The following is a 25,580-nucleotide window of genomic DNA, read 5'->3' on the forward strand; positions in this document are numbered from 1 at the left end:
ATGAAGAAAACCCGTGGAGATAACTCCACGGGCTTTTTTTTATGCTTTTGGATCCCATCTGATGATGATACCGCATTCGGTTAGACCGCCGCCGAATCCGTATAGCAGCATTGTATCGCCATCTTTGACTTTGTTTTCCTGTAAAGCGAAATCAAACGCAAGTGGGATTGTTGCGGAAGATGTATTTCCTGCATATGCCATGCTAGTCAGTGTTTTTTCAACTGGATAATCCAAACGATCACAGATAGATTCTACCATCCGCATATTGGCGCTGTGCGGGATGAACCAATCAATATCATCTAGTGACATATTTGCTTCTTCAACTAGTTTCTTAACGCCCTTTGGCACACCAGAAACGGCCCATTTGTAAACTTCGCGCCCGTTTTGAACCAATTTCCCTGGGTTAGTAAGCTCTTCACCGTTCAGTTTTGTGGACAGACCAGTTTGGTAAAGATGACGGCCGCCTTCACCTTTAGTTCCCATATGGAAACCAAAAAAGCCCGGATTTTCAGCATCATACTCGACTAATGCAGCTCCTGCACCGTCACCAAATAGAATACAGCTTGTACGATCCGTATAGTCGGTGATTTTGGACAAAGTTTCTCCGCCCAAAACAAGTACTTTCTTATGCAAACCGGATGAAACCAATCCGTTTGCCATATGCAGCCCGTAAACAAAGCCTGCACATGCGCCTCCCAAATCGAGTGCCCCTGTGTTTTTCAATCCAAGTCTTGCTTGCAGCTGACTGGATACACTAGGGAATTTGTATTCACCTGTAACCGTAGCTACCAGAATCAAGTCCACATCATCCAATGACTTGTTGAAGTTCTTTGCAAGGTTTCTTGCAGCATTTTCACATAGATCTGTTACATACTCGTCTTCAGCAGCGATTCTTCTTTCTTTGATTCCAGTTCGCTGTACAATCCATTCATCGGAAGTATCGACCATTTTTTCAAAATCTGCATTGGTCAATACCTTTTCCGGGATATATGTTCCAATTGCTGTTATGCGTGCTTTGGATTCCATATTATCTGCCTCCTTCACATCTGCCTCCATTATACCATCTAGTTTTAATACCTGGTACTAAAAAGAGAAATTTAATTATCTTTTTTCTCGGCATGGGAAGCTAACAGCTCTAAAACAGCATCGTCCATTGGCGGGTTATGCAAGCCGGCACGCACGTCCCGATAATGCTGCTCAAAAGCTTGCGTCTTGGAGAGACCTCGGCCGCCAGCAATCCGCATTGCCAAGTCGACTACTTTAGCTGCAGCTTTTGTTGCATTCACTTTAACTGCTGCAAGCTCTGGTCCCATCATTTGCCGCTTCTCAGGATAGCTATCCCACAAGCTGGCAACATGATACATAAAATGTCTCGCTTGCATTAGCTCCAAATCCATCTCACCTATTTTCTCCCGGATATGAGGCACACTGATAATCGGTTTATCCAATGTGTTTGGCTGAAACTCTTTAGCAAATGATACAGCTTCATCACGTGCACTTTTAGCAATGCCTAAGTAACAAGCAGGAATATGCAGTAACGACCCCTTCGGTCCAGATTTCTTCCTAGCTCTTTCCACGTAACAATTTGCTGGTACTCTTACCTGTTCCAGAATTAAATCGTCACTGCCTGTTGCACGCATTCCCATTGGATTCCAAGTCTTTTCGACACGTACCCCATTTATTTCCCTGGCAATTAAAAAGCTTCCGATGGTCTTATCTTCTTCTAAGTAAGCAGTCACTAAATAGTAATCCAGGTCAGCTGCCATGGATGTGAATGTCTTGCGGCCAGTTAGTATATAACCATTGCCTTCCCGCACAGCTTTCGTTTCAGGAATCCCCCCTCTTGTGGGACTTCCTGTTTTCGGTTCAGATGCTGCGCGATTGACAATTTTACGCTCCTGAACAACTTCTTCCAGAAACTTTTCGAACATACCATTTGGCCAATCTGCATTTTCGCATAAGTCCTGCATGGTACTCAAGTGCCACCCTATGGATAGAGCAGCTGCTCCATCGCCGGCGGCAACTATCTCCTGAGCCATTAAGAAATCATGCAGATTTGCTCCGTCACCTCCTTGTGCTTTAGGTACAGTCAGCAGTGTATACGCTGATGTCCGCAAGGCCTCCACCACTTGTGGCGCCAGCTGTGCCTGTTCATCACCAATCTGTTTGTATTTCTTTGCCACCTCTGCTACTTGTTTCGCTTTAGTAAGAATATGTTCTTCCTTTGCAATAATCATGCCGAACCTCCTCATTTATCCCCTCTATTTTAGTGAAAAGAAGAAAAGAATACAAAAAAACCCGCTCAAGAGAGCGGGTTTTCTGTGTTACATACTCATACCCATGTGCATGTGACCGGAAGTCATCAGCCAGTATGTGCCGACGATGATAACGATAGCGATGAAGAATCCGAAAAGTGTATTCCCGGAAATCAAACCGCCGTCTTCTCCTTCAGTCATGTGCATGAACATAACGAGCTGCAAGGCAGCCTGAATCACAGCGAAAATCAAGATAATGATGAAGATCGTTGTTGATGACCAGTCTGTCCATAGCGCTGTTGCGAAGGCTACAAGTGTCAACGCGATTGAGATCAAAAATCCGATGATGTGCTTCCAAGGGAAATGTCCTTTTTTCGTTTGTTGACTCATATTAATTCACCATCCCCATCAAGTAAACGCATGTGAAGATAAAGATCCACACAACATCTAAGAAGTGCCAATAGAGACTAGAGATAAAGACCTTTGATGCCGTTTTTGGTGTAAGTCCTCTTCTTGCTAGTTGGATCAGAAGAAGAATGATCCAGCCGATACCGATCGATACGTGCAGACCGTGTGTACCAAGCAAGATAAAGAACATAGACCAGTGTGCACTAGTTCCTAGTGTAACACCTTCGTGTACATAATGTACGAATTCGTATAGCTCATAGCCGATGAATCCTGCACCTAGGATAAGTGTAATGATCATCCAGCCAATAACACCTTTTACATTGTTCGCACGCATTTCGTGAATCGCGAGTCCGCAAGTGAAGCTACTTGTAAGAAGCAGCATTGTCATAATCATGACTAGGCCAGCTTCGAACATCTCGATGGATGTTGGTCCGTCGCCTACACGTGATTGTAACGCGAAATAAGACGCGAATAGTGTCGAGAACAAAGCGATCTCTGCACCAAGGAAGGTCCAGAAACCGGTGATGTTTAACCGGCCGGCTTCTGATTGGTATTCCAATGGCGCGTTGGGGTTCACATTGTGATCATGTGCCATTTCTTCACAACCTCCTTTATTTATTCGCTTTCGCTTCTGTTTCTTTTATTTCTTCCACGCTGACATAGTAACCATCATTGTAATCGAATGAACGAACAATCATAGTGATGAAGATACCGACAGCACCTACGATTCCAATCCAGTACCAATGGAATACAAGCCCGAATGCTGCCATACCCATCAATGCAGACATGATTGCCGGTGTAGATGAGTTACTAGGCATGTGAATTGGTTTATAATCCGTGTTCTTCTGTTGATCAAGACCTTTTTCCTTCATATCCCAGTAAGGATCAAGACCTGTTACTTCAGGAAGAACAGCGAAGTTGTAATGCGGTGGGATAGACGATGTAGTCGCCCATTCCAAGTTACGTCCAAGACCCCAAGCGTCACCAGTTTTCTCTCTTGGTGAATATCTCCAGCTATAGTAGATATTGTATACGAAGATGATGAATGCAAGACCCATCAGGAACGCACCGATTGTGGAGATCATGTTCAATCCTGTCCAGCCATCTTCTGGCAAATAAGTGGAAATACGTCTTGGCATACCGTCCAACCCTAGGAAATACTGAGGGAAGAAACATACGTTGAAGCCGATAACGAAAATCCAGAATGCCCATTTACCGATTTTTTCGTTCAATTTATGTCCGAACATTTTCGGATACCAGTAAATCAGACCTGCGAAACAAGCAAATACAGTACCCGAGATCAGCACATAGTGGAAGTGAGATACTAGGAAGTACGTATTATGATACTGATAGTCAGCTGCTGCCATCGCAAGCATTACCCCTGTTACCCCGCCAATTACGAAGTTCGGGATGAAAGCAAGGGACCAAAGCATCGGAGTCGTAAAGGTAATACGTCCTCGATACATCGTGAATAACCAGTTGAATATCTTAACCCCGGTCGGGATAGAGATAGCCATTGTTGTAATAGAGAAGAAACTGTTCGCTTCAGCACTATTACCCATTGTGAAGAAGTGGTGAACCCATACAAGGAAGCTCAATACAGAAATCGTCACAATGGACACAACCATCGCTTTGTAAGCGAATAGCTGTTTTCTTGCAAATGTCGAGATGATCTCAGAGAAGATCCCGAACGCAGGAAGAATAACGATATATACTTCAGGGTGACCCCATACCCAGAATAGGTTGACCCAAAGCATCGGGTTACCATCACCTTGCAAGGTGAAGAGTACGGAACCGAATAAACGGTCAAATGTCTGCATAGCAAGTGCAACTGTAAGCACTGGGAATGCAAAGATGATGATCAGCATTGTGATCAATGATGTCCATGTGAACATGGACATTTTCATTAGTGTCATACCTTTCGTACGCATCTTAAGGATGGTAACGAAGAAGTTGATACCTGTCATCAATGTACCGATACCAGCAATCTGGATTGCTAGCAAGTAGTAGTTCTGACCAGGGCCTGGGCTGAATTCATTCGTCGCAAGCGGCGTATAACCAGTCCAACCGGCATCAGGTGAACCACCGATGATGAAGGAAATATTGAATAGAGCCATACCGACAAAGAATGTCCAGAAGCTCAAGTTGTTCAAATACGGGAATGCAACGTCACGTGCACCGATTTGCAACGGTACGATGTAGTTGATCAAACCGATCAAGAATGGCATCGCCATGAAAAGGATCATGATAACACCGTGTGTCGAGAATACCTCGTTATAGTGCTGCGGATCCAGGAATTCCATCCCTGGCTTCGCAAGCTGCGTACGGATCATCAAACCATCGATACCGCCGCGGAAAAGCATTAATAGGGCACTAAGGATATACATGATACCCAGTTTCTTATGGTCAACGGAAGTCAGCCATTCTTTCCATAGCCAACTCCATTTTTTAAAGTAAGTAAGGGCAGCTACAACGGCGATTCCACCGAGCAAGATGCTGATCTGTGCGCCCAAAATCAATGGATCGCCGGTAATGATAAACTCATTCCATTTTAAGTCCAAAACTCTTCCCCCTCTCTCTGTTACTCATGACCCGCATGTGCATGTTCTTCAGAGTCCATGTCTTCATCCGAGTTGTCTACAGTATTGTCTTGCTGATAGTACGGAATTTCGTCTTCACGCAAGAGATTTTGAGATTTGTCTTTTGCATGCGGATTCTTCGGCTCATAGCCTAAGCGATCCCATGCTTCCAATGTGTAGTCCGCATTTTTTGAATGGTCAATCCATTGCAAGTGCGTACCATTGAATTCAGCTGTTCCGTCCTCATAAACACCAGGAATCAAAAGATTGTCATACTCGTATTGTGTCAGTTCTGGAGCGGAGTTTTGTACGTCTTCCACCCACTGTTGGTAATCAGCTTCTTCATCGGCGTAGACTTTGAATCGTTGTTCGTTGAAGCCTTCACCTGTGAAGTTAGCGTTTCGTCCATCGTACGTGCCAACGTGGTCTGCTTGCAGATAAAGAGTTGTCTGCATGCCTGCCATGTTATATTTCTGACCGCCTAGGCTTGGTATCCATAGAGCAGCCATGGAATCGGCAGATGTCAATTTGAATTCCACCGGACGGTGAATCGGAATATGCAGATAGTTCACTGTTTCGATGTCTTCTTCTGGATAGGTAAATACCCATTTCCAGTTGATGGATGTTGCATGTACTACTAGAGGGTCTTCTTGCGCTGCTTCAGCCGTCTTAGGCTGAGGCGCTTCCTCTAGTGAATAGATCGTTCTGACAGTAGGGACAGCCAAAATTACTACGATGATAATCGGGATGATCGTCCAGATAGTCTCGAGCAGCATGCTGCCGTGTAGTTCAGGGCTGTACTTGTCGTGATCCTTTCTTTCTCTGTACTTGACAAGGATAATCGTCAAAAGTACGAATACAACCGCAACGATTGTAAGCATAAAGATGATTGATAGAATAATAAGGTCACTCTGCTGACTTGCCACTGGTCCTTTCGGATCAAGCACTTCCGGTGTAGAACAGCCGGCGAGCATTAGCGGCAGGGCAAGGAACAATAGAAGACTTAAGGGTTTCAATTTTTTAAGCATGCGCCTGCTTCCCTTCCTTTCTTTACCTGAATTCACGAGAACGGTTGTTTTCCCTCTGCATAGGAAAACAACCATATCCGCTATAATAGGGTTTTGATAAGTATTTCACAATGAAACTTCCGCATTCCCGCAGGAGTGGCAGAAACTCAGCTGGAAACACACAATCACACTGCCGAATAGACAGTGTCTGACAACAATCCAGAAACTAGTGTAATACAAAGCAGCCAAAAAGACCAGACTTGCCTGGTAAGTAAACAGTTCATTTTTCATTCTAACACCGGCAAAAAGAGAGAATAAGAATAAGTAGTGAACAAAATTTGAACGTTTCATGTAAATCTGCAACTATTTCTGGTTTACCAGCCATTATCTGGTTTTGCTGTAATACACCGTATTGCGAACAGTCTTACCATCTACATGCAGGCTGTCAGAATAATGTATCCCCTCCAGCTTATAGCCGAGCCGTTCCGGAACAGCCCGGCTTGCACTGTTTTCTTCATCGCATAGTATCTGAACCCGCCGGACACCAAGCTCTGTAAAGGCATACTCCGTTTGAGCTTCAACGGCTTCCGTCATAAATCCCTGTCCCGTATGACGTGTGTCCATCCAATATCCGATTTCTACTTTTGGAACATCCCAATCTATCCCGTGAAAACCGCTGGATGCAATGAATTCTCCAGTATCCTTACGGAAAATGAGCATTCGCAGATTGGTCCGATTGATCCAATTTGCGACCGACTGCCGGATATTTTCCTCCGTTTCTTCCGGAGTCGGCAGTTCCTGCGCAAATGGCATCCAGAGCTGCAGCTCCGGCAGAGATGCTTTGATAGCTTCGTTCATAGCTTTGCCATCACCGATTTTAGGCTGCCTGATGATAAGACGCTCTGTCTCAATAGTAGTCTTGAAATCTCTTAATATTGGATTCATCGCTGCTTCCCCTCCTAGAAATTTATTCTAGTATGAAGGAAGGTATTGGACCTTGCAATACTATTCAGGCTGCTTCTGGTTGCTTTTTCTCTTCTCGATAAGATATTGCGGATAATAGAATTCCAATGATAGAAATACCGGCTCCGATAACAGAAAGCCATGTATAGCCGAGATTTGCATCCAGCACAAGTCCGCCTATATAAGCACCGCCAGCATTCGCCAGATTGAATGCTGACACACTTGCTGCTGCTGCAATCGTCGGGCCCTCTTTTGCTGCCATAACGATTTTTGACTGCAATAAAGGAGTTGTTCCAAAAGCACCGGCACCAAACAGGCCAATAATTAAAACAGCAGTGATCGCATATGGTGTTGCCAGCGGGAACAATAGGAGAATGACAGTCAGCGTTGCAAATACATAGATTAACGTTCTAGTCACATTGCCAGCAGCTAGCCGCGGCGTTGAAAAATTACCAATTACGCTCCCCATTCCGAAGAAGAAGAGACTGATCATGATTCCGACGCCTCCAAAGCCAGTAACCGACCGCAGCAGCGGTTCAATGAACGTGTAGGCAGTAAACACACCTGAGTAGCCAAATATGATGATAGCTATCGTCAGCAGCACCTGTTTATGTTTGAATACACTAAGCTCCTGCTTGATACGCGGCGTTTCTGCCGGCTTTGTATTCGGTGCACAAATAAGCAGCCCGATTAATCCTAACACTCCGAGAACTGCAATTAGCCAGAATACGAGACGCCATTCTATCAGTGAGCCAAGATAAGCTCCGAATGGGACACCGATCATGATCGCGATAGTAAGTCCACCATTGACGGCGGCAATCGCCTGGACACGTTTACGCGGTTCCACAAGGTCACTTGCCATGACAAAAGCGAGCGCGAAAAATGGACCGTGCATAAAAGCGGAAGCGACACGCGAAATAAGCAGCACTGTAAAATTCGGTGCTGTCGCGCTAATAATATTACTGATGATGAAAATCAGCATAAACAGAAGCAGCATCGGCTTCCTTGGCAATTTGACAGATAAGGTTGTCATAAGCGGACCGAATATTGCCACACCAAGTGCATACATGCTGACAACAAGACCCGCTGATGCAATTGTCACACCGAGATCCGACGCGATATGGGTAAGTACGCCAGTGACGACATATTCCGTTGTTCCGATGGAAAAAGCGCAAACCATCAATACGGCAATCACTGTCGTAGGTTTAAATTGTCTGCCTGCTAGAGACATGTTAACTCCTCCTTTTTTCTGACATAATATCCGCTAACGATACAACAGAAAAGCCCTCTATTCAAACCATAACCCGGTCATTTAACAAAAAATTTATAGGAAGCGCATCCAAATAATTTAACAGGTTTTAACGCTTTGCAGGAGGGGTAATTTCAAGAGGTAAATAGTATTTAAAAGCTAGGAGGGAATCGAAGCTGGGATAAAAAAAGCGACCCGCTGGCCGCTTTTAGAATTACTTCGTGAAGTTTTGTTGTATATCCTGCGTAATAGCAGTCACTTCCTGCATACTTGCTGCATTCTGTTCCGCGACAGATACGATGCTATTGATACTGTCAGTTACACCACGGGTGTTATCAAGAACCTCATACATAGCTGCTGAAATCGCTTCAATTTGATTGCTCGTTATGGTGATCTCTGCTTGCAGCTGTTCAAACGTGCTTTGGGTCGTTGTGATCTTATCAGATCCGGCAACAACTGCTTCCTTTCCTGCACCAAGAGCATCGACAGCTTCCTTGGATTCTGTCTGGATGGCTTGGAATACACCTGTTATGTCCGTTACAGCAACACGGACTTGATCGGAAAGCTTGCGCACTTCATCTGCCACCACTGCGAATCCGCGACCCTGGTCACCTGCCCGTGCCGCTTCGATGGCAGCATTCAGCGCAAGCAGATTCGTCTGTTCGGCAATATCCTTGATTGCCTGGAGCAATGCACTGATTTGATCTGTCTTCCCATTCAAGCCGATTACTTTTTCATAGGAGAATGTAATTTTGCTTGTTATCGTATCCATATGATTGACGGAATCATCCATATGAGATGCGCCTTCTTTAGTCAATGCATCCATCTCACCAGCAACCTGCTTGGCTTCTTCCCCTTTTAACGCCACCATCATGACATTCTCAGCGAACTTCTGCATTGTTCCAGCTAACTCAGCTGAAGCATGGGATTGATTCTCTGAACCGATCGTAACTTCTTCTAAAGCGGTTACAATTTGATTCAGCGCTTCACCTGTCTGTTCCAGCTTATCAGATGCCGAATCTCTTTCTGGTTCTATATCCGGCTCAACCGTCGCTGCTGTCTCCTGTGGAAATGGAATCTCTGCGGCAGGTTCAGCTGCTGTTTCTTCTGTTTGATTATTGGATAGCAAAACATAAGTAAAGCTTCCCCCGGCCAAAACAAGTCCGATTATTAGATTAACCCACCACTCGAACAAGAAAACCCTTTCATTTTGCAGAAACAGCAAAATGGCATAAAGATATGCTGTACTCAACACACTAATGGCTTGTCTTTTTTTCATCATAATTCCCCCTTCCTCTCTTTTTTATTTATCGGCTAATATGTGCCGTTCATGAACCTTTTTCTACAATTTCTGCCTAATAACGCCTTTTTACTTCCCACATGCTATACTACAAGCTGACTAAAGGAGGCTGCTGCTATGCAAGAACTATTGGAAGAAGCAACAGAATTCATCCAGATAAGCTATCAAGAACTCGGGAAATCAGATAAAGAAATACAACAGCGCCTGTCTGAGATCAAAAATGAAATAAACAAAAACTCTACATATAACCATACGGCTGAAGAGCTTGAGCACGGAGCTAGAATGGCATGGCGGAATTCGAACCGCTGTATCGGCCGCTTGTTCTGGAATGGCCTTCTTGTAAGAGATGCACGGGAAGCCACGAATGCAGAGGAGGTAATGGAGAAGCTGTTCGATCATATTGAACAAGCTACAAATGATGGAATAATAAAGCCGATGATCACTATCTTCTCACCGGATGCTAATATCCGGATTTGGAATCATCAATTACTTCGGTATGCTGGGTACGAGACAGAGCATGGCATAATCGGTGACCCTGCTTCTGTACGTTTCACCAATGTTTGCAGAAACTTTGGGTGGGAAGGCAAAGGAACGATGCACGACATTCTTCCGCTCGTCGTACAAGTGGGTGACCAACCGCCTGTACTTCAAGAAATACCTGCCGATATAGTGAAGGAGGTCCAAATCGAGCATGAGGAGTATCCCAAACTAGCTGATTTAGATATACGCTGGTATGCAGTTCCGATCATATCAGATATGAAATTGGAAATCGGCGGTATAACCTATCACGCAGCACCTTTCAACGGCTGGTATATGGGTACCGAAATCGGTGCACGGAACCTGGCCGATGAGGACCGCTACCATATGCTGCCGAAAGTCGCAGAGGTTCTTGAACTTGATCAAAGCAAGGCATCTACACTTTGGAAGGATCGCGCATTGGTTGAATTGAATATCGCTGTGCTTCAATCTTTCCAAAAATCCGGTGTTACGATTGTCGATCATCACACTGCCGCTAAGCAATTCGCCCATTTCGAGAAGCAGGAGCAAAAAGCTGGACGTAATGTGACAGGTATGTGGAGCTGGCTCATTCCTCCAATGTCACCTGCAGCAACTCATATCTTCCATAAACCTTATAAGAATGAAATCATCAAGCCAAATTACTTCCATCAAGAAGATAAGTATTAAAAAAGCGCAAATGCATCTCAGCATCTGCGCTTTATTTCTTTCTTAATTTAATGCATCGGATACTTCTTTCACTTTTTCCATTTCAGACTCTAGTCCGCCACCAGATAGATACCAATAATCCGGACTTAAGTAAGCGATGTGGTTTTCCTTGGCTGCATTCGTACCATTAACTAATTCATTGTCCAATACTTTTTCAGCTGAAGATGAACCGCCTTCAACGACAGCGCCTCGATCCACTACAAACAAATAATCTGGATTCTTCTCAGAAATATATTCAAAGCCGATGGACTGACCATGCGTAGAAGATTCGATTGTATCATCCACTGCGGGCACTCCGTAAACATCATGGATGACTCCGAAACGGGAAGCTTTGCCGTATGCACTTACACTGCCGTCATTCACGAGTGTGATCAGTGCTTTTTCATCCATGCTTTCTGTTTTCGTCTTCAGATCAGCAATAGCATCATCAATTTCACCCAGCGCTGTTTCCGCTTCTGTTTCCTTACCTACGATTTGTGCAATCGTTTCTGTATTTTTCTTGAATGAGTTCATATAATCTGTCGTATCAACGCCGATGTAAATAGTCGGTGCTAACTCACTAAGCTGTTCATAATAGTCGCTTTGACGGCCAGAGATAAAAATGACATCCGGCTGCATTTCAGCTATTTTCTCTAAATCCGGCTCTTTCAGACCGCCGACATTTTCATAGTCGTTACTGCTGTATTTAGAAAGATAATCAGGAAGGTTCTCTTGTGGAACACCAGCTACATCGACACCGAGTTTATCCAATGTGTCTAATGCGCCCATATCAAACGCAACAATCTTCTCTGGATTTTTTGCCACTTCTGTTTTACCAAGCTCATGCTCAATTGTAAGCTTCTCTTCTTCTTTATCTGCACCGCTTGCACTATCGGAGTTGCTTCCGCATGCTGCTAGCAGAAGTACGAATAATAGACCTGTCATCAATAATGTAAGTTTCTTCATTTTATCTTGTCTCCTTTTTCTGTTTGATGTATGACATGCTGGCCAAGAAAGGCAGTTAGCTTCATAACGGCATCACCCCTTTAACCTGTACGGGTTTTAGAAATAGACACATATACGATTACAGCTGATATTATGGACGTCGATATCCAAATCATAGATGGATTTGAGAACGTCAGATTGGATAATATCTTCAGTAGGTCCTTCTGCTACAATCTGGCCATCCTTCATTGCCACGATACGATCGGAATAAACAGAAGCAAAATTGATATCATGAATAACCAGAAGAATTGTCTTGCCAAAGTCCTCCACCAGCTTCCGCAGCAGCTTCATCATCTGAACAGCATGTTTCATATCGAGGTTATTAAGCGGTTCATCAAGCAGGATATAATCTGTATCCTGCGCCAGTACCATAGCAATGAATGCCCGCTGCTTCTGACCGCCGCTGAGCTCGTTCAAATATTTATCTTCCATTTCCTCCAAGTCCACGTATGCAATAGCTTCACTAACCTTTTGTTCGTCTTCGGCAGTAAGACGCCCGCTGGAGTAAGGAAAACGGCCAAAGCTTACTAACTCACGGACAGTCAGTCTCATCTGGACGACATTGGACTGACGCAGAATGGCGATTGTCTTCGCCAAATCCTTACTCTTTTGTTTATGAACGTCTTTTCCGTCAAGATAGACAATACCATCATCCTGTTTTAACAAGCGGCTCACCATGGAAAGCAAGGTACTCTTCCCTGCACCGTTTGGCCCGATGAAGCTAGTGATCGCACCGCGTTTCACCTCTATGGAAACATCCTGAATGACTTTCTTGGTTCCGAAATACTTGGAAAGCTTTTCTGCAACGATCATATCTTCTTACTCTCCTTTACTAATAAATAAATGAAGTAAATACCACCGACGAAATTGATGATGACACTGATTGGTGTTGAGAAAGAGAAGATCCTTTCGACAACTAATTGTCCGCCGAGCAATGCAATCACGCTGAGCAGACTCGCTGCAATCAGCAGGTACGTATGCCGGAACGTCTGGAGGAATTCCCGTGCCAGATTGGCAGTCAGCAATCCTAGGAAAGTGATAGGTCCAACTAATGCAGTCGACACGGCAACAAGTACTGCAATGACCAAGAACATCCGTTTGACGATTTTCTCATACGGCACACCTAGATTCACTGCATGGTCGCGACCGATGGACATGACATCAAAGTAGTGACGATAACGGAAGATGTATATACAAAGCACTATAATGATTACTGCTGAAATGAGCAGTAGATCCGTGTTTACATCCGTGAAGCTTGCGAACATGCTGTCCTGAATCAGAAGAAACTCATTCGGATCGATAATCATCTGCATGAAAGAGGCCAAGCTGCTGAAAAATGTCCCCAGTACCAACCCGACAAGCAGCAGCAGAAACAGATTACTTTGTCCCTTGCGGAATAGCAGCTGATAAAGCCCAAAAGCGAAACCGACCATCAACAGGATAGTAAGGAAGAAATACGCATCACTCTGCAGGATCACAAATGTCCCAGAACCGAATAGGAAGACCACGATGGTTTGAATGAACATATAAACACTATCCAGTCCCATGATGCTTGGCGTCAGGATTCTATTATGCGTAATGGTCTGGAACACGACAGTTGAAACACCAATCGAAACAGCACATAAGATCATAGCCAGGATTTTTTCCAGCCGTGTGCGCAGCAGATACTCCATTGCTTGGAAGTTCATATGGATGAAAAGGTACAAGCCAGCCAATGACAAGGCGACAATAATCAGTAAGATGATTTTTCGTTTAAGCATAGGCGTTTCTCCTTAACAGCATATAAAGGAAGATACCTGTGCCTATGACGCCAACCATGAGACCTACCGAGATTTCATATGGATAGATGATCAAACGTCCTGCTATATCACATATGAGCAGGAATGCTGCACCAAGCACACCTGTATGCCAGATACTGTTCTTTAAATTGTCGCCCCTGTACATACTGACGATATTCGGTACGATCAAACCGAGAAACGGAATGACGCCGACCGTCAAAATGACAACTGCAGTTATGATTGCGACAATAATCAATCCTACATTCACAACATATTTGTAAGGAAGACCGAGATTCGTTGCGAAGTCTTCTCCCATGCCAGCGACTGTGAACATATTGGCAAACAGAAAAGCGATGATCAGCAGCGGTACACTTATGTAAAGAAGCTCATAGCGTCCTTCCATGATCAAAGAAAAGTCTCCTTGAAGCCATGAGGACATATTTTGAACCAAGTCAAACTTTAAAGCAAAAAATGTTGCGATCGAACTGACCACATTCCCCAGCATAATTCCAACCAGCGGTATAAAAATTGTATCCTTCTGCTTCAGCCTCTGTAGAATTCCCATGAAAAGCAATGTGCCAAATAAAGCAAAAGCAGCAGCGATACACATCTTCCATATCGGGCTGGCATCGGTGAAGAACAGCAAGGAAACAAGAATCCCCAATCTCGCCCAATCCATCGTCCCAGCAGTTGTTGGAGATACGAATTTATTTTGGGTAAGCTGCTGCATGATAAGCCCGCATATGCTGAGACTTACTCCAGCCATGACAATGCTAAGCATGCGCGGCAGCCGGCTGATCATAACGATATTCCAGGATTCCTCATCCATCTTCCACAATGCAGAAAATGACACGTTTTCCACCCCGACAAACAGGGAACAAACAGCTAATAGAACAGTAATAACAACCAAGTAAATCAACTTCATAAGCGTCAAACCTCTTCAGCAGCATCAATGATACTGATATTCATTATCAATTAGATTCTAGCTTTAGTATAGTAAATGGAAAAAGACTCGTCAATAGGATTTTTGGACTGACAAAGAAATATAACAATATTTAACCTACATAAGGAGTGTATCTATGCTTCCGCTTTTAAAGAAAGAAGACATCAGCACCTCAAACCAACAGCTTCCTAATTGGGCTCTTGATGCCTATAAGCCTTTTGCTGAAACAGTCACTAAACGAGATTTCCCCTGCTACTTCGGAATTGCAGCTCAAAAGAAAGGTGACTTGCGATATGGCTTCGTACCACACGACAACTGGGATGACGCGCTCAAGATTATCAATGAATTCACAAAACTGATGCATACGCAGGAAAAAGCTGTGCGTCGGGGTTTGTTCCTTTTCTTTGAGCCTGAAGAAACGGAACAAGATCTCGAATATTACCGCGATTACTTCTGGCGCTTCCTTCAGCGGCTGCATGAAGTGGACGACATACCGTGGCCAGCAGAACGCCCGCGGGATCCGGATCATTTCCTCTTCGACTATCATATTGGCGGTGAGGCTTACTTCCTTTTTGGTAATGCGCCAGCATATAAGCAGCGTATCACACGTGACCTGGGTCCTTCCCTTGTCATTGGACTGCAGCCACGCAGTATCTTCGACGGGCTGGAAGGAGACAAGCCCGCGGGGACAAAATCACGGGGTTCCGTCCGGGATCGGGTAGAAAAATGGGACAAGCTGCCGAAACATCCAGATATCGGTCATTTCGGTGATCATAGTCATCACGAATGGAAGCAATATTTCATTGGAGATGATGCGGAGCCAATACAAGGAGGTTGTCCTTTCCATCATAGGGAATTGAAGTATACATAAACTTCCTTCCAGTAGCGGATACTACCTTATATCTGCTTCGAAAGGAGGTCTACTATGCCAAACCCGGACAACCGTGCAGACAATGCCGAACGGATTGAGGATACAATCCAGCATACCCTGCAGAATGTGCATCAAACAGAGGACTTCGTCAAAGCGAACAGTGAGCATTTGACGGATGAAGAAATCTCATTTTTGAAAGAGAAGAACGAGCGACGCGCTGCAAGCGTAGATAGTCTTCGTCACGAGTTAAAAGAAGAAGCAAATTACCAACAGAATAAGAATAAATAAGAAGGTCCGCCACGTGGCGGACCTTCTGTTTAATGCGTTTGATTCATTGGAGCTGAATCGTAACTTTGCATCATGGCAGCCATATCACTTGGCTGTAATTGTGCCACCTGATAATAATGGTGTTTGTTTTGATACAAGAAGATTTCGTAGCTCATTTCGATCAAATTCGGTACCGAATCAGCAACAATCCTTCTTAAGACAGGGTTAGTGATTTCACAAGCCCCGCGTGTGCTCATGGTAGCTAGACTCTTTGTCTGCGTGAGCATATAAGTGGAAACACATTCGTCCGTTAGCTCATTAACGGAAGTAATCGGCTTTTTAGGCTGGGAAGGCTTTATTCCATATACAACATCATTTCCTTGCTGCATGCTGTAAGATGTGGTTGGAACTGTTGGATCCTGGCCAGTCTTAAATGTTTCCACCATCGTGTTATACGTTTGAGTAAGGAAATCACCTTGGCGCTGAGCAACCGTCTTTAGTTCTGGATCTTGAATGAACTGGTCAAAAATTTTATATTGATCAATCACACTGATCATCCCCGTAAGGATTTCATGTGTATCAAAAATTTCATGACCACCATGGTTTTGCTTGCCATGCAAAGTTGTCGGCTGATTCATCTGTGCAGTCTGCATCTGATTTTCCAATGTGATAACCCCCTATAAAATGTCGTGCCTTGTTAGTATGCTGTGTCATACGAGGACTTATGACCGGTTATTTATGCCTTTTCGCGACACGCGCATCTGCTTTATCGGAACGTGCCTGTGCTTCCAAATCATCAATATCCGCTTCCTCCTGTGAAAAGGAGATATCTCTCCCATCTCCATCCAGATCGGTATAACGCATATAATATTCTTCCAATGATTTATCCTTGTCGTTCACGGGCTTTTCCTCCTTAACGATGCTTCAGATTTTCTTCCGCCATCCGTACAAGTTCACGGACCATATTACCGCCAATGCTGCCGCCTGTTTTGCCATTTTCTCTGCTCGTTCTATTCCCTAAATCATCAGCCTGCTCTGTCTGATATGACTGGTTGGCATCCTGAATGATTTTATGTTTCAGCTGATCAAGACCTTCCCGCGCCTCGGGCACGAGTATTTTATTGCGCCTTGTCATCGATAATGACCAAGCGTATGTGCGTCACCGGTCTCGCCTTCATAGTCGGCACGCACATGCTTCTTGTTTGGATCCTGTTCATCCCGATTGGCTGTAAGCCCTTCCTCCATGCCTGGCTGGTACGTATCGTCAATCCAGATACCGCCATCCACACGATTCTTTTTCATGATGCTTCTCCTCCTTTCTGCATTAGTTTCTGTCTTTGGCGTCATAATATGAAAGGCACTTCTAGCCAAAAAAAAAGACCCCTGTACAAGACAGGAATCAGTTGTTGATGATCAAGAAGATTACGATCACAATCGCCAAAGCGATACGATAGTAGGCGAAGGGAACGAGTTTGTATTTGGAAATAATTTTCAAGAATGTACGGATAGCAATCAGTGCAAAGATAAACGCGCTGATGAATCCGACGATGAAGAATGGAATCACATCAGGTGTAAAAGCATGCAAGTGATTACGCAGCGAGACAAGACTCGCACCAGCCATGATAGGCACTGCCATAATGAAAGTGAAGTCAGATGCAACGCGGTGATTCAATCCAAGAATGACACCGCCGGAAATCGTTGCTCCAGAGCGGGAGAAACCAGGCCATAAAGAGATACACTGGAATAACCCAATCAGAAAAGCTTTTTTATACGTAAGACCATCTAATGAATCGATTGTTTCTGTCTTTTTGGATGATACTTTATCTGCAAAGATCATGAAGAAAGCCCCAACGACTAGTGCTACGATAACGTACCATACGGAAAACAGATACTCGTCAATGATATCATCAAACAATAGCCCAAGAACCCCTGCCGGCAGCAAGCCAACAATAACGATTCCTAGGTTGAACTTGTTTTGTTTTCCTGGCATCGATTCTGTTTTTCCCTGCAGCTTGCGAATACCAAGGATCTGCATGAACTTGTCCCAAAATACAATAACAGAAGCCAAAATGCTGCCAAGCTGAATGACGATAATGAAAGTATTTGCTACTTCATCGTTGAACAATTCGTGGATCTTCAGCCACATATCATCAACGATGATCAAGTGGCCTGTAGATGAAACCGGGGCAAACTCTGTCAACCCTTCGACTAGCCCCATGATCAAGGCCGAAAAGAACTCAATGATACTCATGCCTCTACTCCTCTAGCTACTTTTTTTCTTTTTATTCCGTCTGATGAACCAAATGACGAACAAGACGATAAGAATCGCCAGTACTACGATGACGACATCCTGGTAGTAACCAAGATATGTTTCCACTGTTGTCCAGGATTCACCTAGCCACAGACCGAGCAATACTAATACTGTATTCCAAATGAGTGTTCCTAATGTCGTGAAAATGAGGAACAGCGGGAAATTCATATTGGACATCCCAGCCGGTATGGAAATCAAGCTCCGAATCACAGGTACAAATCGGCAAAGGAATATTGTCCATACCCCATACTTATCGAACCAAGCATCCGCTTTATGTATGTCTTCTTTTTTTATTCGCAAAATATGTCCCCAGCGGTCCACGATTTTCTCCAGACGTTCTACATCCAAGAGAAGCCCGATGCCATAAAGGATAATAGCTCCAATAACGGCACCGATTGTTGCCGCGATAATAACACCAACTGCTGTGACACTATCAGAGGTGGTTGTCAGGAAGCCGCCGAACAGCAGGATGATCTCTGAGGGGATCGGCGGGAATACGTTTTCGCCTGCCATCAGCAATACGATCGCAAAGTAACCGAATTGTTCCATAAACTGCGTTATCCAATTATCCATTTTACAACTCCAAACGTAAATTATTTACCAAATCATTATAGCATCCTGTACTCGAAAAGGTGGAATTTTTTACGGATAATTAACATTCTAGCAGACAGCACCCAAGAGGTTAATAGAAACAGAGACTTAGTTTTCATTGGGCTGAAGTCCTAGGTTCACATTGTCGCACCTTTAACCTTATTTGTGATATAGTCTATAGAAGAAAAATGATTAATGTAGTAAGGGGGAATACGATGAAAATCGTGACAATCGAGCCTACCCCGAGTCCATATTCGATGAAAATCGTGGTGGATGACATGCTGCCAATGGGCAGCAGTTACGATTATAAACGAGAAGCTCAATCGTCTGCTGATCCAGACTACATCCAAGCTTTATTCAAAATAGAAGGTGTCAAAGGGATCTATCGTGTAGCAGACTTCCTAGCCCTGGAACGGAGTCCGAAAACAGCTTGGGAGACGATACTTCCTGCTGTACGGGAAGCATTCGGAGAAAAAAGCCAGGATACGACTGCAGAAGCTGGCATCCAAGAGCCGCATTACGGACAAGTAGATGTTCAGATTCAGACGATTTATGGTGTACCGATGCAAATCAAGCTTCTTTTTGATGAACAAGAGAAGCGGATCGGACTTCCTGCTCTGTTTACGGAAGCAGCAATGGAAGCAGCCGGGGACGACAATATTGTGTTTGCCCGTAAATGGGAAGAACAGTACCCCCGATACGGTAATCCAGATCAGGTAGGACAGGATATATATGAAGAATTGCTCGCAAGCTATAGTTCAGAAAGGCTGCAAGAACTCGTAGCACGTGCCAGGAATCCCCAAGCTCCGCCGGTAAAGCGAGAGCAGCCTGCAATGGATGTGTGGGATGAAGATGATTGGCGTGTACGTTATCGTGCCCTGGATGCGTTGGAGCCTGAAAAAGAGCATCTTTCTTTCCTGGATAAAGCTCTGCAAGACCCGAAAGCCTCCATTCGCCGGCTGGCAACTGCTTATCTCGGTATGATAGAAGATAAGGCTGTCTTGCCGTTGTTATACCGCGCTTTGCAGGATAAGGTAGTAACAGTCAGACGCACAGCTGGTGACTGCCTATCCGATCTTGGGTTTAAAGAAGCAACACCGGCGATGGAAGCAACACTTGCTGATCCGAGTCGGATAGTCAGGTGGCGGGCTGCAATGTTTCTATATGAACTTGGGGATAGCGAAAGCCTGCCGATGCTTGAAAAAGCAGCAAGACAGGAAACTGAATTCGAAGTGAAGCTGCAGCTAAACATGGCAATCGAGAGGATTGCCGGAGGCGAAGCAGCAAAAGGCTCCGTCTGGAAACAAATGACGGAAGCAGCCAAACAAAAGGAGGAATAAGAAAAATGAACGCATACGAAGAATATATGCGCGGCATCGTCCAGCCAATGCGGGATGAGCTGACACAAGCAGGATTCCAGGAACTGACTGACGCTGAGCAGGTTGAAAACTATGTAGAACAGACAAAAGGCAGTACGCTGGTAGTTGTCAATTCTGTTTGCGGCTGTGCTGCTGGTCTTGCACGACCAGCAGTTCGGGAATCCTTACAAAACGCTAAAAAACCAGATCATCTTGTAACAGTATTTGCAGGACAGGATAAAGAGGCTACAGAAAAGATGCGGGAATACTTCACAGATCAACCGCCATCCTCCCCTTCTGTCGCATTGATGCAGGACGGTAAACTGGTTCATTTCATCCCTCGTGAACAAATCGAAGGATATGACGTGGAAGAAATCGTGGAAAATCTTACAACCGCTTATAACAACCATTTGTAAAGAGCTGCTATTGCAGCTTTTTTTGTTTGTAATGAAAACCATTATCCGTCTCTCCTGCTCCACTTACTTCTAATCCGGATTATGTACTTCCTCTCGCACTTGTCCACCTAACTGGCATGCTGATGTCTGCCTGTTACCTTATCTTTCTCACATCATTTCATTCCAGGATTCTCAGCAGCTGTTATATAGGTCTGTATATTGCCCAAGGCGCATTCTCTTCTTTTAATCGTTTTCAGCAACGGAAATATGTATGCATACCTCATCATCTTGCTTGCCTGCGCTTCACTTTTACCAATACAACCGATACTCTATGTCCTTATATCAGGTATTCCGCATATCATGCTTATCAATTTCACAGGCGGATTGGTAGTAAGCGAAGTGATCAATCTCAGTTTCTATCACTACTTGAGAAAAGACTACAGAAGCCAAGTGCAGCTGGAGGAAGAAAAACGTAACTTCAAGAGCCTGTTCTTTGCCAATCCGCAGCCAGCAGTACTTATTGATTTACATACTAAAAATATTATTCTGTACAATAAACAAGCTGTACACTTTTTTGGTATAAGTCAACAAACAGTCAGCAGCTTTTCCCTCTCCTCCTTCTTACCTGACCAAAAAGAGCAAGAAATACTGCTAGGACTACTAAAGAACGAAGTGAAAATCGAGAATTATATCCCCCATAATCTGGTACATCATCCAACCTGGATGATGCTGAATTTTGAGCTGCTCAGTTATAATAAAAAAGATGCACTTTTAATCAGCGTGACGGATGTGACGAGCTTCAAAAGGATTGAAAAGAAACTGCAGGAGCATGCCAGCCGTGATGTCCTAACTGGATTATTCAACCGCCGTGCGGGCATTCAATTTATAGAGGATTTGCTCCAACGGGGGAAACATCCCTTCTGCCTCTGTTTCGTAGACGTGAATAACCTGAAGCATGTAAACGACAAGTTCGGACACAATCAAGGGATCAGCTTATCCAACTGATTGCCTCCACCATAGCATCAACCTTAACTGGAGGTAGATGTCTTTTCCGACATGGCGGCGACGAATTCATTATTCTGCTGCCTAAAAAAGTTCGTCCTCAGGTAGAGTAATTCCTAAAAAAACTGCAGGACAAATTAACCTATTTAGATGGAGCTAAGATAAAACGATATCCGATCGCAGCAAGCTTCGGTATCCATGACTATGCCTCAAGCTATACGCTGACTGTTTCAGAAATGATAGATATTCCTGATCAGGAAATGTACAAATCCAAACAACAGCACAAAGAAGCTCAATTCCAATAATTGGGCTTCTTTGTATATTGAAAACCCTTTCATATTTTGATAGACTTAATTTATCGAAGGAGGAGGGGTGCCAATGTGGAAAACAAACTTATTAATCAGCGGCAGCATAGTAGGATGTGCTTTAGTCACATGGGTTGCTTCTTTTTAAAATTTATTGAAAACGGTATCATCCATATTAGAGGGTAAACTGGCTTTCAGGCTGGTTTACCCTTTTTCTAATTATCCTTATAATAACTTTATAATTATTATAAATAAGTATTGATTTTTAATAAAAAGATGTTACTATGTTTATAGATTTACAAACACTACATACTCTGAGGTGATTTTCTTGGCAGATAAAAAACTTACTACTAGCTGGGGTGCTCCAGTTGGAGATAACCAGAATTCCCAAACTGCTGGCTCACGTGGACCTACACTGATCCAGGATGTGCATCTTCTTGAAAAACTAGCACACTTTAACCGTGAACGTGTTCCTGAACGTGTTGTACACGCAAAAGGTGCCGGTGCACATGGTTACTTTGAAGTCACTAATGATGTTTCCAAATATACAAAAGCAAACTTCCTTTCTGAAGTAGGCAAAAAAACAGATATGTTCATCCGTTTCTCTACTGTAGCTGGTGAGCTTGGTTCTGCTGACACAGTACGTGACCCTCGCGGTTTCGCTGTTAAGTTTTATACAGAAGAAGGCAACTATGATCTAGTCGGTAACAATACACCTGTATTCTTCATCCGCGATGCAATCAAGTTCCCTGACTTTATCCATACTCAAAAAAGACATCCGCAAACGCATTTGAAAAACCCTGACGCGGTTTGGGATTTCTGGTCTCTTTCTCCTGAGAGCCTGCACCAGGTTACGATTCTTATGTCTGATCGCGGTATTCCCGCAACATTGCGTAATATGCACGGTTTCGGTTCCCACACATTCAAATGGGTGAACGAACAAGGCGAAGGCGTTTGGGTGAAATATCACTTCAAGACGCAGCAAGGTGTTAAAAACATGGATCCGGCCGTTGCAGCGAAAGTTGCTGGTGAGCATCCAGATTATCATACAGAAGATTTATTCAACGCAATCGAAAATGGCGATTTCCCTGAATGGAAGCTTTATGTTCAAATCATGCCGCTTGAAGATGCGAACACATACCGCTTTGATCCATTCGATGTAACAAAAGTATGGTCCCAAAAGGATTACCCGCTAATCGAAGTTGGCCGCATGGTATTGAACCGCAACCCAGAGAACTACTTCGCTGAAGTAGAACAAGCTACGTTCTCTCCAGGAACTCTTGTACCTGGTATCGAAGTATCTCCAGACAAGATGCTTCAAGGTCGTCTGTTCGCTTATCATGATGCACACCGTTATCGTGTAGGTGCTAACCACCAAGCACTTCCAATCAACCGTGCGCGTAACGAAGTGAACAACTATCAGCGTGATGGACAAATGCGTTTCGATAACAATGGCGGAAGCGGCGTTTACTATGAGCCGAACAGCTTCAACGGTCCGAAAGAAGATCCAGCAAGCAAAATGGCACCATTCGAAGTATCCGGACAAGCTGACAGTGTTGGTTACGATGAAAACGACCACTACACACAGCCTGGAGATCTTTACCGTCTTATGACTGATGATGAAAAAACTCGTCTTGTACAGAACTTCGTTGATGCAATGAAGCCAGTTACAAGAAAAGACATTCTAGAACGCCAAGTAGGTCATATCTACAAAGCAGATAAAGAATGGGGTCAGCGCGTCGCTGACGGTCTAGGCATTGCACTTCCACAAGAAGTTTAATCCTAAAAGATAAAACAAAAGGATAGATGAACAATTATGTTCATCTATCCTTTTTCTTTTGTATTACGCCTTATTCGATTCGGCTATGGATATACATTAAACACCAAAAAAGTACACCACTCTACAGTGATGTACTTTTCCTCATTTATCAGGAGCATCTCCTATGATTCGCACTTCCCGGTGAAGACTTACACCGAACTGCTCTTTGACTGTCTCCTGGACGTGCTTGATAAGATTGATATAATCTGATGCTGTACCGTTGGCTACATTCACCATGAAGCCTGCATGCTTACCTGATACCTCTACACCGCCGATTCGAGTCAACTGCAGCCCTGCATCCATGATCAGCTTACCAGCAAAGTGACCTGGAGGGCGCTGGAAGACACTGCCGCATGATGGATATTCCAGCGGCTGCTTCGACTCACGAAGGTATGTTAGTTCATCCATTTTCGCTTTAATCGCCGTTTGGTCACCATCTTCCAATACGAATGTTGCTTCCACAGCGATGTAATTATTCTTCTGCAGAATGCTGGTCCGGTAACTAAGCTCTAATTCTTCACTTGTCATTACCTTACGCTCACCAGTATCAGTTATTACCACTACTTGCTCCAGAACATCCTTGACTTCTCCGCCATACGCACCAGCATTCATATACAATGCCCCGCCGATGGAACCAGGAATACCACAAGCGAATTCTAATCCAGTCAAACTCGCATCCAGTGCAATTCTGGACACATCTATTATCGCTGCACCTGATTGCGCTGTGATCCTATTTCCATCTACCTTCACTTCATCGAGTTTCGTCAGTATCATGACCACTCCGCGCAATCCGCCATCCTGAATGATCACATTCGATGCATTACCGAGGATTGTCAGCGGCACTCCATTTTCTTTTGTATAAGCAACAACCTGTTCAATTTCTGTGTAACTTCTCGGGAAAACAAGTACATCCGCTTTTCCGCCCACTTTTGTATACGTATAATCCGCAAGCGGTGCTTCTATAAGTACATCTGTAGCCTCTAAAAATTGCTTTATGTCTCTCTCCAATGCATTCACATTCATCATATAATCCCTCATTACTGTATTAGCCGCTGCAAATGAGCGTGCCCCAACCTGTATTGTATACCACTTTTCGCACACGTGACAATGCCCTTATTTACCTGTTAGGCCAGACACCTATAGTTTATGCAAAAAAATGACCAATTGCGCAACAATTACAGTTTAGAACAATGTCCCGCAATCACTTGGTATTGATCACCGATCAGCTGCCACACACGTGTATAAATAAAGTCACCGCTGATCTTTTCGTCCCCTTCCTGTCCTTCCAGGTGGATACGGGAAATTGTTACTGCTCCATCCTTTGTCGGTTTGATTTGCAAATCGGAACAAGATACTTGCGTGAAGCGCACAGCAAGTGTTCGATGCGCCTCCAAGTCCATATCCTTGGTCACATAGCTGCCCTCATGATTGATAAAAACAAGATCATCATGCAGAAAAGTATCCAATGCAAATATATCTCTCGTCTGCATAGCTTCCCTGAATTGCTGTTCCAAAAGTTCAAACTGATCCGGATTCGATACCTCTTCCGTCTGTTCAAGCTCTTCTTGGCCCTCTCCATTATCTGTATGTTCAAACCGTATAGGTCTCTCGAATTCATCTGGAGTGGATTCAATCTTAACTATGTGCGCAGTGGCAATATGTACGTCCCCAATCACGACAAAAGCTTTATTCATCATTCCTTGGTTGTTCGTTATATGCTCCAGTATTTGCTGTTCAGGTGCTTCAGTTCGAATTTTCTCACCTGTTGATAACGTTATAATTGTTTCATTCATCAGTCGTCACTCCGTTCTATTTTCCTCCGTTATAATGCAGCTGCCTTAATTGTATCGCGATACAGGTACTCAAGGAAACTATATGGCCTGTTTTCGTATTCGCAAACAATAAGAAAACCTCCTATAACTGTTAAGAGTAAGTTTAAAAGGGAAGGGATAAACTATATATGTAAATCTG

The 25,580-nt window shown here is 44.0% G+C and carries 27 protein-coding genes and 1 pseudogene; 7 read left to right on the top strand and 21 right to left on the bottom strand.

The genetic code is table 11. From position 1 onward, the window contains the following. Positions 1–39: 39 nt before the first annotated feature. The 9 genes from ABXS78_RS12665 to ABXS78_RS12705 all read right to left on the bottom strand — a co-directional run bounded on the left by ABXS78_RS12665 (position 40) and on the right by ABXS78_RS12705 (position 9,743). Complete coding sequence (locus ABXS78_RS12665) at positions 40–1,026, bottom strand: ketoacyl-ACP synthase III (protein WP_366247502.1); 987 nt, start codon at positions 1,024–1,026, stop codon at positions 40–42. A gap of 71 nt (positions 1,027–1,097) precedes the next feature. Beyond that, positions 1,098–2,237, bottom strand: coding sequence for an acyl-CoA dehydrogenase family protein (locus ABXS78_RS12670; RefSeq protein WP_366247503.1), 1,140 nt, complete (start codon positions 2,235–2,237; stop codon positions 1,098–1,100). An 87-nt stretch (positions 2,238–2,324) separates the two neighbouring features. Continuing rightward, positions 2,325–2,645, bottom strand: a complete 321-nt coding sequence (gene qoxD / locus ABXS78_RS12675; RefSeq protein WP_038564835.1) for a cytochrome aa3 quinol oxidase subunit IV — start codon at positions 2,643–2,645, stop codon at positions 2,325–2,327. Between the two features lies 1 nt (position 2,646). Further along, entirely contained in the window at positions 2,647–3,258 is a 612-nt protein-coding gene (qoxC, locus tag ABXS78_RS12680) for a cytochrome aa3 quinol oxidase subunit III (RefSeq protein WP_095218366.1), read from the bottom strand. Positions 3,259–3,274: 16 nt separating this feature from the next. Continuing rightward, on the bottom strand, positions 3,275–5,224 hold the full coding sequence (gene qoxB, locus ABXS78_RS12685) for a cytochrome aa3 quinol oxidase subunit I (protein ID WP_366247504.1): 1,950 nt from the start codon (positions 5,222–5,224) through the stop codon (positions 3,275–3,277). A 20-nt stretch (positions 5,225–5,244) separates the two neighbouring features. After that, positions 5,245–6,270: a cytochrome aa3 quinol oxidase subunit II gene (gene qoxA / locus ABXS78_RS12690; RefSeq protein WP_366247505.1), complete on the bottom strand. Its 1,026-nt coding sequence runs from the start codon at positions 6,268–6,270 to the stop codon at positions 5,245–5,247. A gap of 363 nt (positions 6,271–6,633) precedes the next feature. Further along, positions 6,634–7,194, bottom strand: a complete 561-nt coding sequence (locus ABXS78_RS12695; RefSeq protein WP_366247506.1) for a GNAT family protein — start codon at positions 7,192–7,194, stop codon at positions 6,634–6,636. Positions 7,195–7,258: 64 nt separating this feature from the next. Next, positions 7,259–8,443 (bottom strand): MFS transporter, encoded by a 1,185-nt coding sequence (locus ABXS78_RS12700; protein ID WP_366247507.1) that lies wholly within the window; start codon positions 8,441–8,443, stop codon positions 7,259–7,261. Positions 8,444–8,675: 232 nt separating this feature from the next. Then, positions 8,676–9,743, bottom strand: a complete 1,068-nt coding sequence (locus ABXS78_RS12705) for a methyl-accepting chemotaxis protein (RefSeq protein ID WP_366247508.1) — start codon at positions 9,741–9,743, stop codon at positions 8,676–8,678. Positions 9,744–9,878: 135 nt separating this feature from the next. On the opposite strand from ABXS78_RS12705, the gene ABXS78_RS12710 reads away from it, so the two are divergent. After that, positions 9,879–10,946 (top strand): nitric oxide synthase oxygenase, encoded by a 1,068-nt coding sequence (locus tag ABXS78_RS12710; RefSeq protein ID WP_366247509.1) that lies wholly within the window; start codon positions 9,879–9,881, stop codon positions 10,944–10,946. Between the two features lie 42 nt (positions 10,947–10,988). Here ABXS78_RS12710 and ABXS78_RS12715 read toward each other — a convergent pair whose 3' ends face one another. The 4 genes from ABXS78_RS12715 to ABXS78_RS12730 form a co-directional block, all read right to left on the bottom strand. Beyond that, positions 10,989–11,930 (bottom strand): siderophore ABC transporter substrate-binding protein, encoded by a 942-nt coding sequence (locus tag ABXS78_RS12715; protein ID WP_366247510.1) that lies wholly within the window; start codon positions 11,928–11,930, stop codon positions 10,989–10,991. Between the two features lie 96 nt (positions 11,931–12,026). Beyond that, complete coding sequence (locus tag ABXS78_RS12720; RefSeq protein ID WP_366247511.1) at positions 12,027–12,782, bottom strand: ATP-binding cassette domain-containing protein; 756 nt, start codon at positions 12,780–12,782, stop codon at positions 12,027–12,029. Next, a complete protein-coding gene (locus ABXS78_RS12725; protein WP_366247512.1) occupies positions 12,779–13,729 on the bottom strand; it encodes an iron chelate uptake ABC transporter family permease subunit in 951 nt (316 codons plus the stop codon). Before ABXS78_RS12725 ends, ABXS78_RS12720 begins: the two co-directional genes overlap by 4 nt. Beyond that, positions 13,722–14,672 carry an ABC transporter permease gene (locus tag ABXS78_RS12730; RefSeq protein ID WP_095224374.1) on the bottom strand — a complete coding sequence of 317 codons (951 nt, stop codon included), beginning with the start codon at positions 14,670–14,672 and terminating at the stop codon, positions 13,722–13,724. Before ABXS78_RS12730 ends, ABXS78_RS12725 begins: the two co-directional genes overlap by 8 nt. A gap of 154 nt (positions 14,673–14,826) precedes the next feature. Here ABXS78_RS12730 and ABXS78_RS12735 point away from each other — a divergent pair, with 154 nt between their 5' ends. Beyond that, positions 14,827–15,561, top strand: coding sequence for a YqcI/YcgG family protein (locus ABXS78_RS12735; protein WP_366247513.1), 735 nt, complete (start codon positions 14,827–14,829; stop codon positions 15,559–15,561). Between the two features lie 54 nt (positions 15,562–15,615). Further along, on the top strand, positions 15,616–15,849 hold the full coding sequence (gene tlp / locus ABXS78_RS12740) for a small acid-soluble spore protein Tlp (RefSeq protein ID WP_095224376.1): 234 nt from the start codon (positions 15,616–15,618) through the stop codon (positions 15,847–15,849). Positions 15,850–15,878: 29 nt separating this feature from the next. On the opposite strand, the gene ABXS78_RS12745 is transcribed toward tlp, so the two are convergent. The 6 genes from ABXS78_RS12745 to ABXS78_RS12770 form a co-directional block, all read right to left on the bottom strand. Then, the gene (locus ABXS78_RS12745) at positions 15,879–16,493 is read right to left on the bottom strand and encodes a spore coat protein (RefSeq protein WP_366247514.1); all 615 of its coding nucleotides are present in this window, start codon (positions 16,491–16,493) and stop codon (positions 15,879–15,881) included. Positions 16,494–16,560: 67 nt separating this feature from the next. Beyond that, positions 16,561–16,728: a YfhD family protein gene (locus tag ABXS78_RS12750; RefSeq protein ID WP_353615331.1), complete on the bottom strand. Its 168-nt coding sequence runs from the start codon at positions 16,726–16,728 to the stop codon at positions 16,561–16,563. A gap of 13 nt (positions 16,729–16,741) precedes the next feature. Next, positions 16,742–16,963, bottom strand: coding sequence for an alpha/beta-type small acid-soluble spore protein (locus ABXS78_RS12755; RefSeq protein ID WP_366247515.1), 222 nt, complete (start codon positions 16,961–16,963; stop codon positions 16,742–16,744). Next, complete coding sequence (locus ABXS78_RS12760) at positions 16,960–17,130, bottom strand: hypothetical protein (RefSeq protein WP_176465816.1); 171 nt, start codon at positions 17,128–17,130, stop codon at positions 16,960–16,962. Before ABXS78_RS12760 ends, ABXS78_RS12755 begins: the two co-directional genes overlap by 4 nt. 97 nt (positions 17,131–17,227) lie before the next feature. Continuing rightward, on the bottom strand, positions 17,228–18,079 hold the full coding sequence (locus ABXS78_RS12765) for an undecaprenyl-diphosphate phosphatase (RefSeq protein ID WP_366247516.1): 852 nt from the start codon (positions 18,077–18,079) through the stop codon (positions 17,228–17,230). Between the two features lie 12 nt (positions 18,080–18,091). Beyond that, entirely contained in the window at positions 18,092–18,712 is a 621-nt protein-coding gene (locus ABXS78_RS12770) for a DedA family protein (protein WP_095224379.1), read from the bottom strand. Positions 18,713–18,945: 233 nt separating this feature from the next. On the opposite strand from ABXS78_RS12770, the gene ABXS78_RS12775 reads away from it, so the two are divergent. The 4 genes and pseudogenes from ABXS78_RS12775 to katA all read left to right on the top strand — a co-directional run bounded on the left by ABXS78_RS12775 (position 18,946) and on the right by katA (position 23,570). Then, positions 18,946–20,070 (top strand): conserved virulence factor C family protein, encoded by a 1,125-nt coding sequence (locus tag ABXS78_RS12775; RefSeq protein ID WP_366247517.1) that lies wholly within the window; start codon positions 18,946–18,948, stop codon positions 20,068–20,070. 5 nt (positions 20,071–20,075) lie between these two features. Then, the gene (locus ABXS78_RS12780) at positions 20,076–20,504 is read left to right on the top strand and encodes a BrxA/BrxB family bacilliredoxin (RefSeq protein ID WP_095224381.1); all 429 of its coding nucleotides are present in this window, start codon (positions 20,076–20,078) and stop codon (positions 20,502–20,504) included. Between the two features lie 705 nt (positions 20,505–21,209). Beyond that, a pseudogene (locus tag ABXS78_RS12785) lies at positions 21,210–21,598 on the top strand (GGDEF domain-containing protein). 520 nt (positions 21,599–22,118) lie between these two features. Then, the gene (gene katA / locus ABXS78_RS12790; RefSeq protein ID WP_366247518.1) at positions 22,119–23,570 is read left to right on the top strand and encodes a catalase KatA; all 1,452 of its coding nucleotides are present in this window, start codon (positions 22,119–22,121) and stop codon (positions 23,568–23,570) included. A 141-nt stretch (positions 23,571–23,711) separates the two neighbouring features. On the opposite strand, the gene murB is transcribed toward katA, so the two are convergent. Both murB and ABXS78_RS12800 read right to left on the bottom strand, forming a co-directional pair. Beyond that, positions 23,712–24,635 (bottom strand): UDP-N-acetylmuramate dehydrogenase, encoded by a 924-nt coding sequence (gene murB / locus ABXS78_RS12795; protein ID WP_366247519.1) that lies wholly within the window; start codon positions 24,633–24,635, stop codon positions 23,712–23,714. Positions 24,636–24,784: 149 nt separating this feature from the next. Next, the gene (locus ABXS78_RS12800) at positions 24,785–25,402 is read right to left on the bottom strand and encodes a nuclear transport factor 2 family protein (RefSeq protein ID WP_366247520.1); all 618 of its coding nucleotides are present in this window, start codon (positions 25,400–25,402) and stop codon (positions 24,785–24,787) included. Positions 25,403–25,580: the final 178 nt, after the last annotated feature.

The organism is Terribacillus aidingensis (assembly GCF_040703035.1).
In the GTDB taxonomy this organism is placed as follows: Bacteria; Bacillota; Bacilli; order Bacillales; family Amphibacillaceae; genus Terribacillus.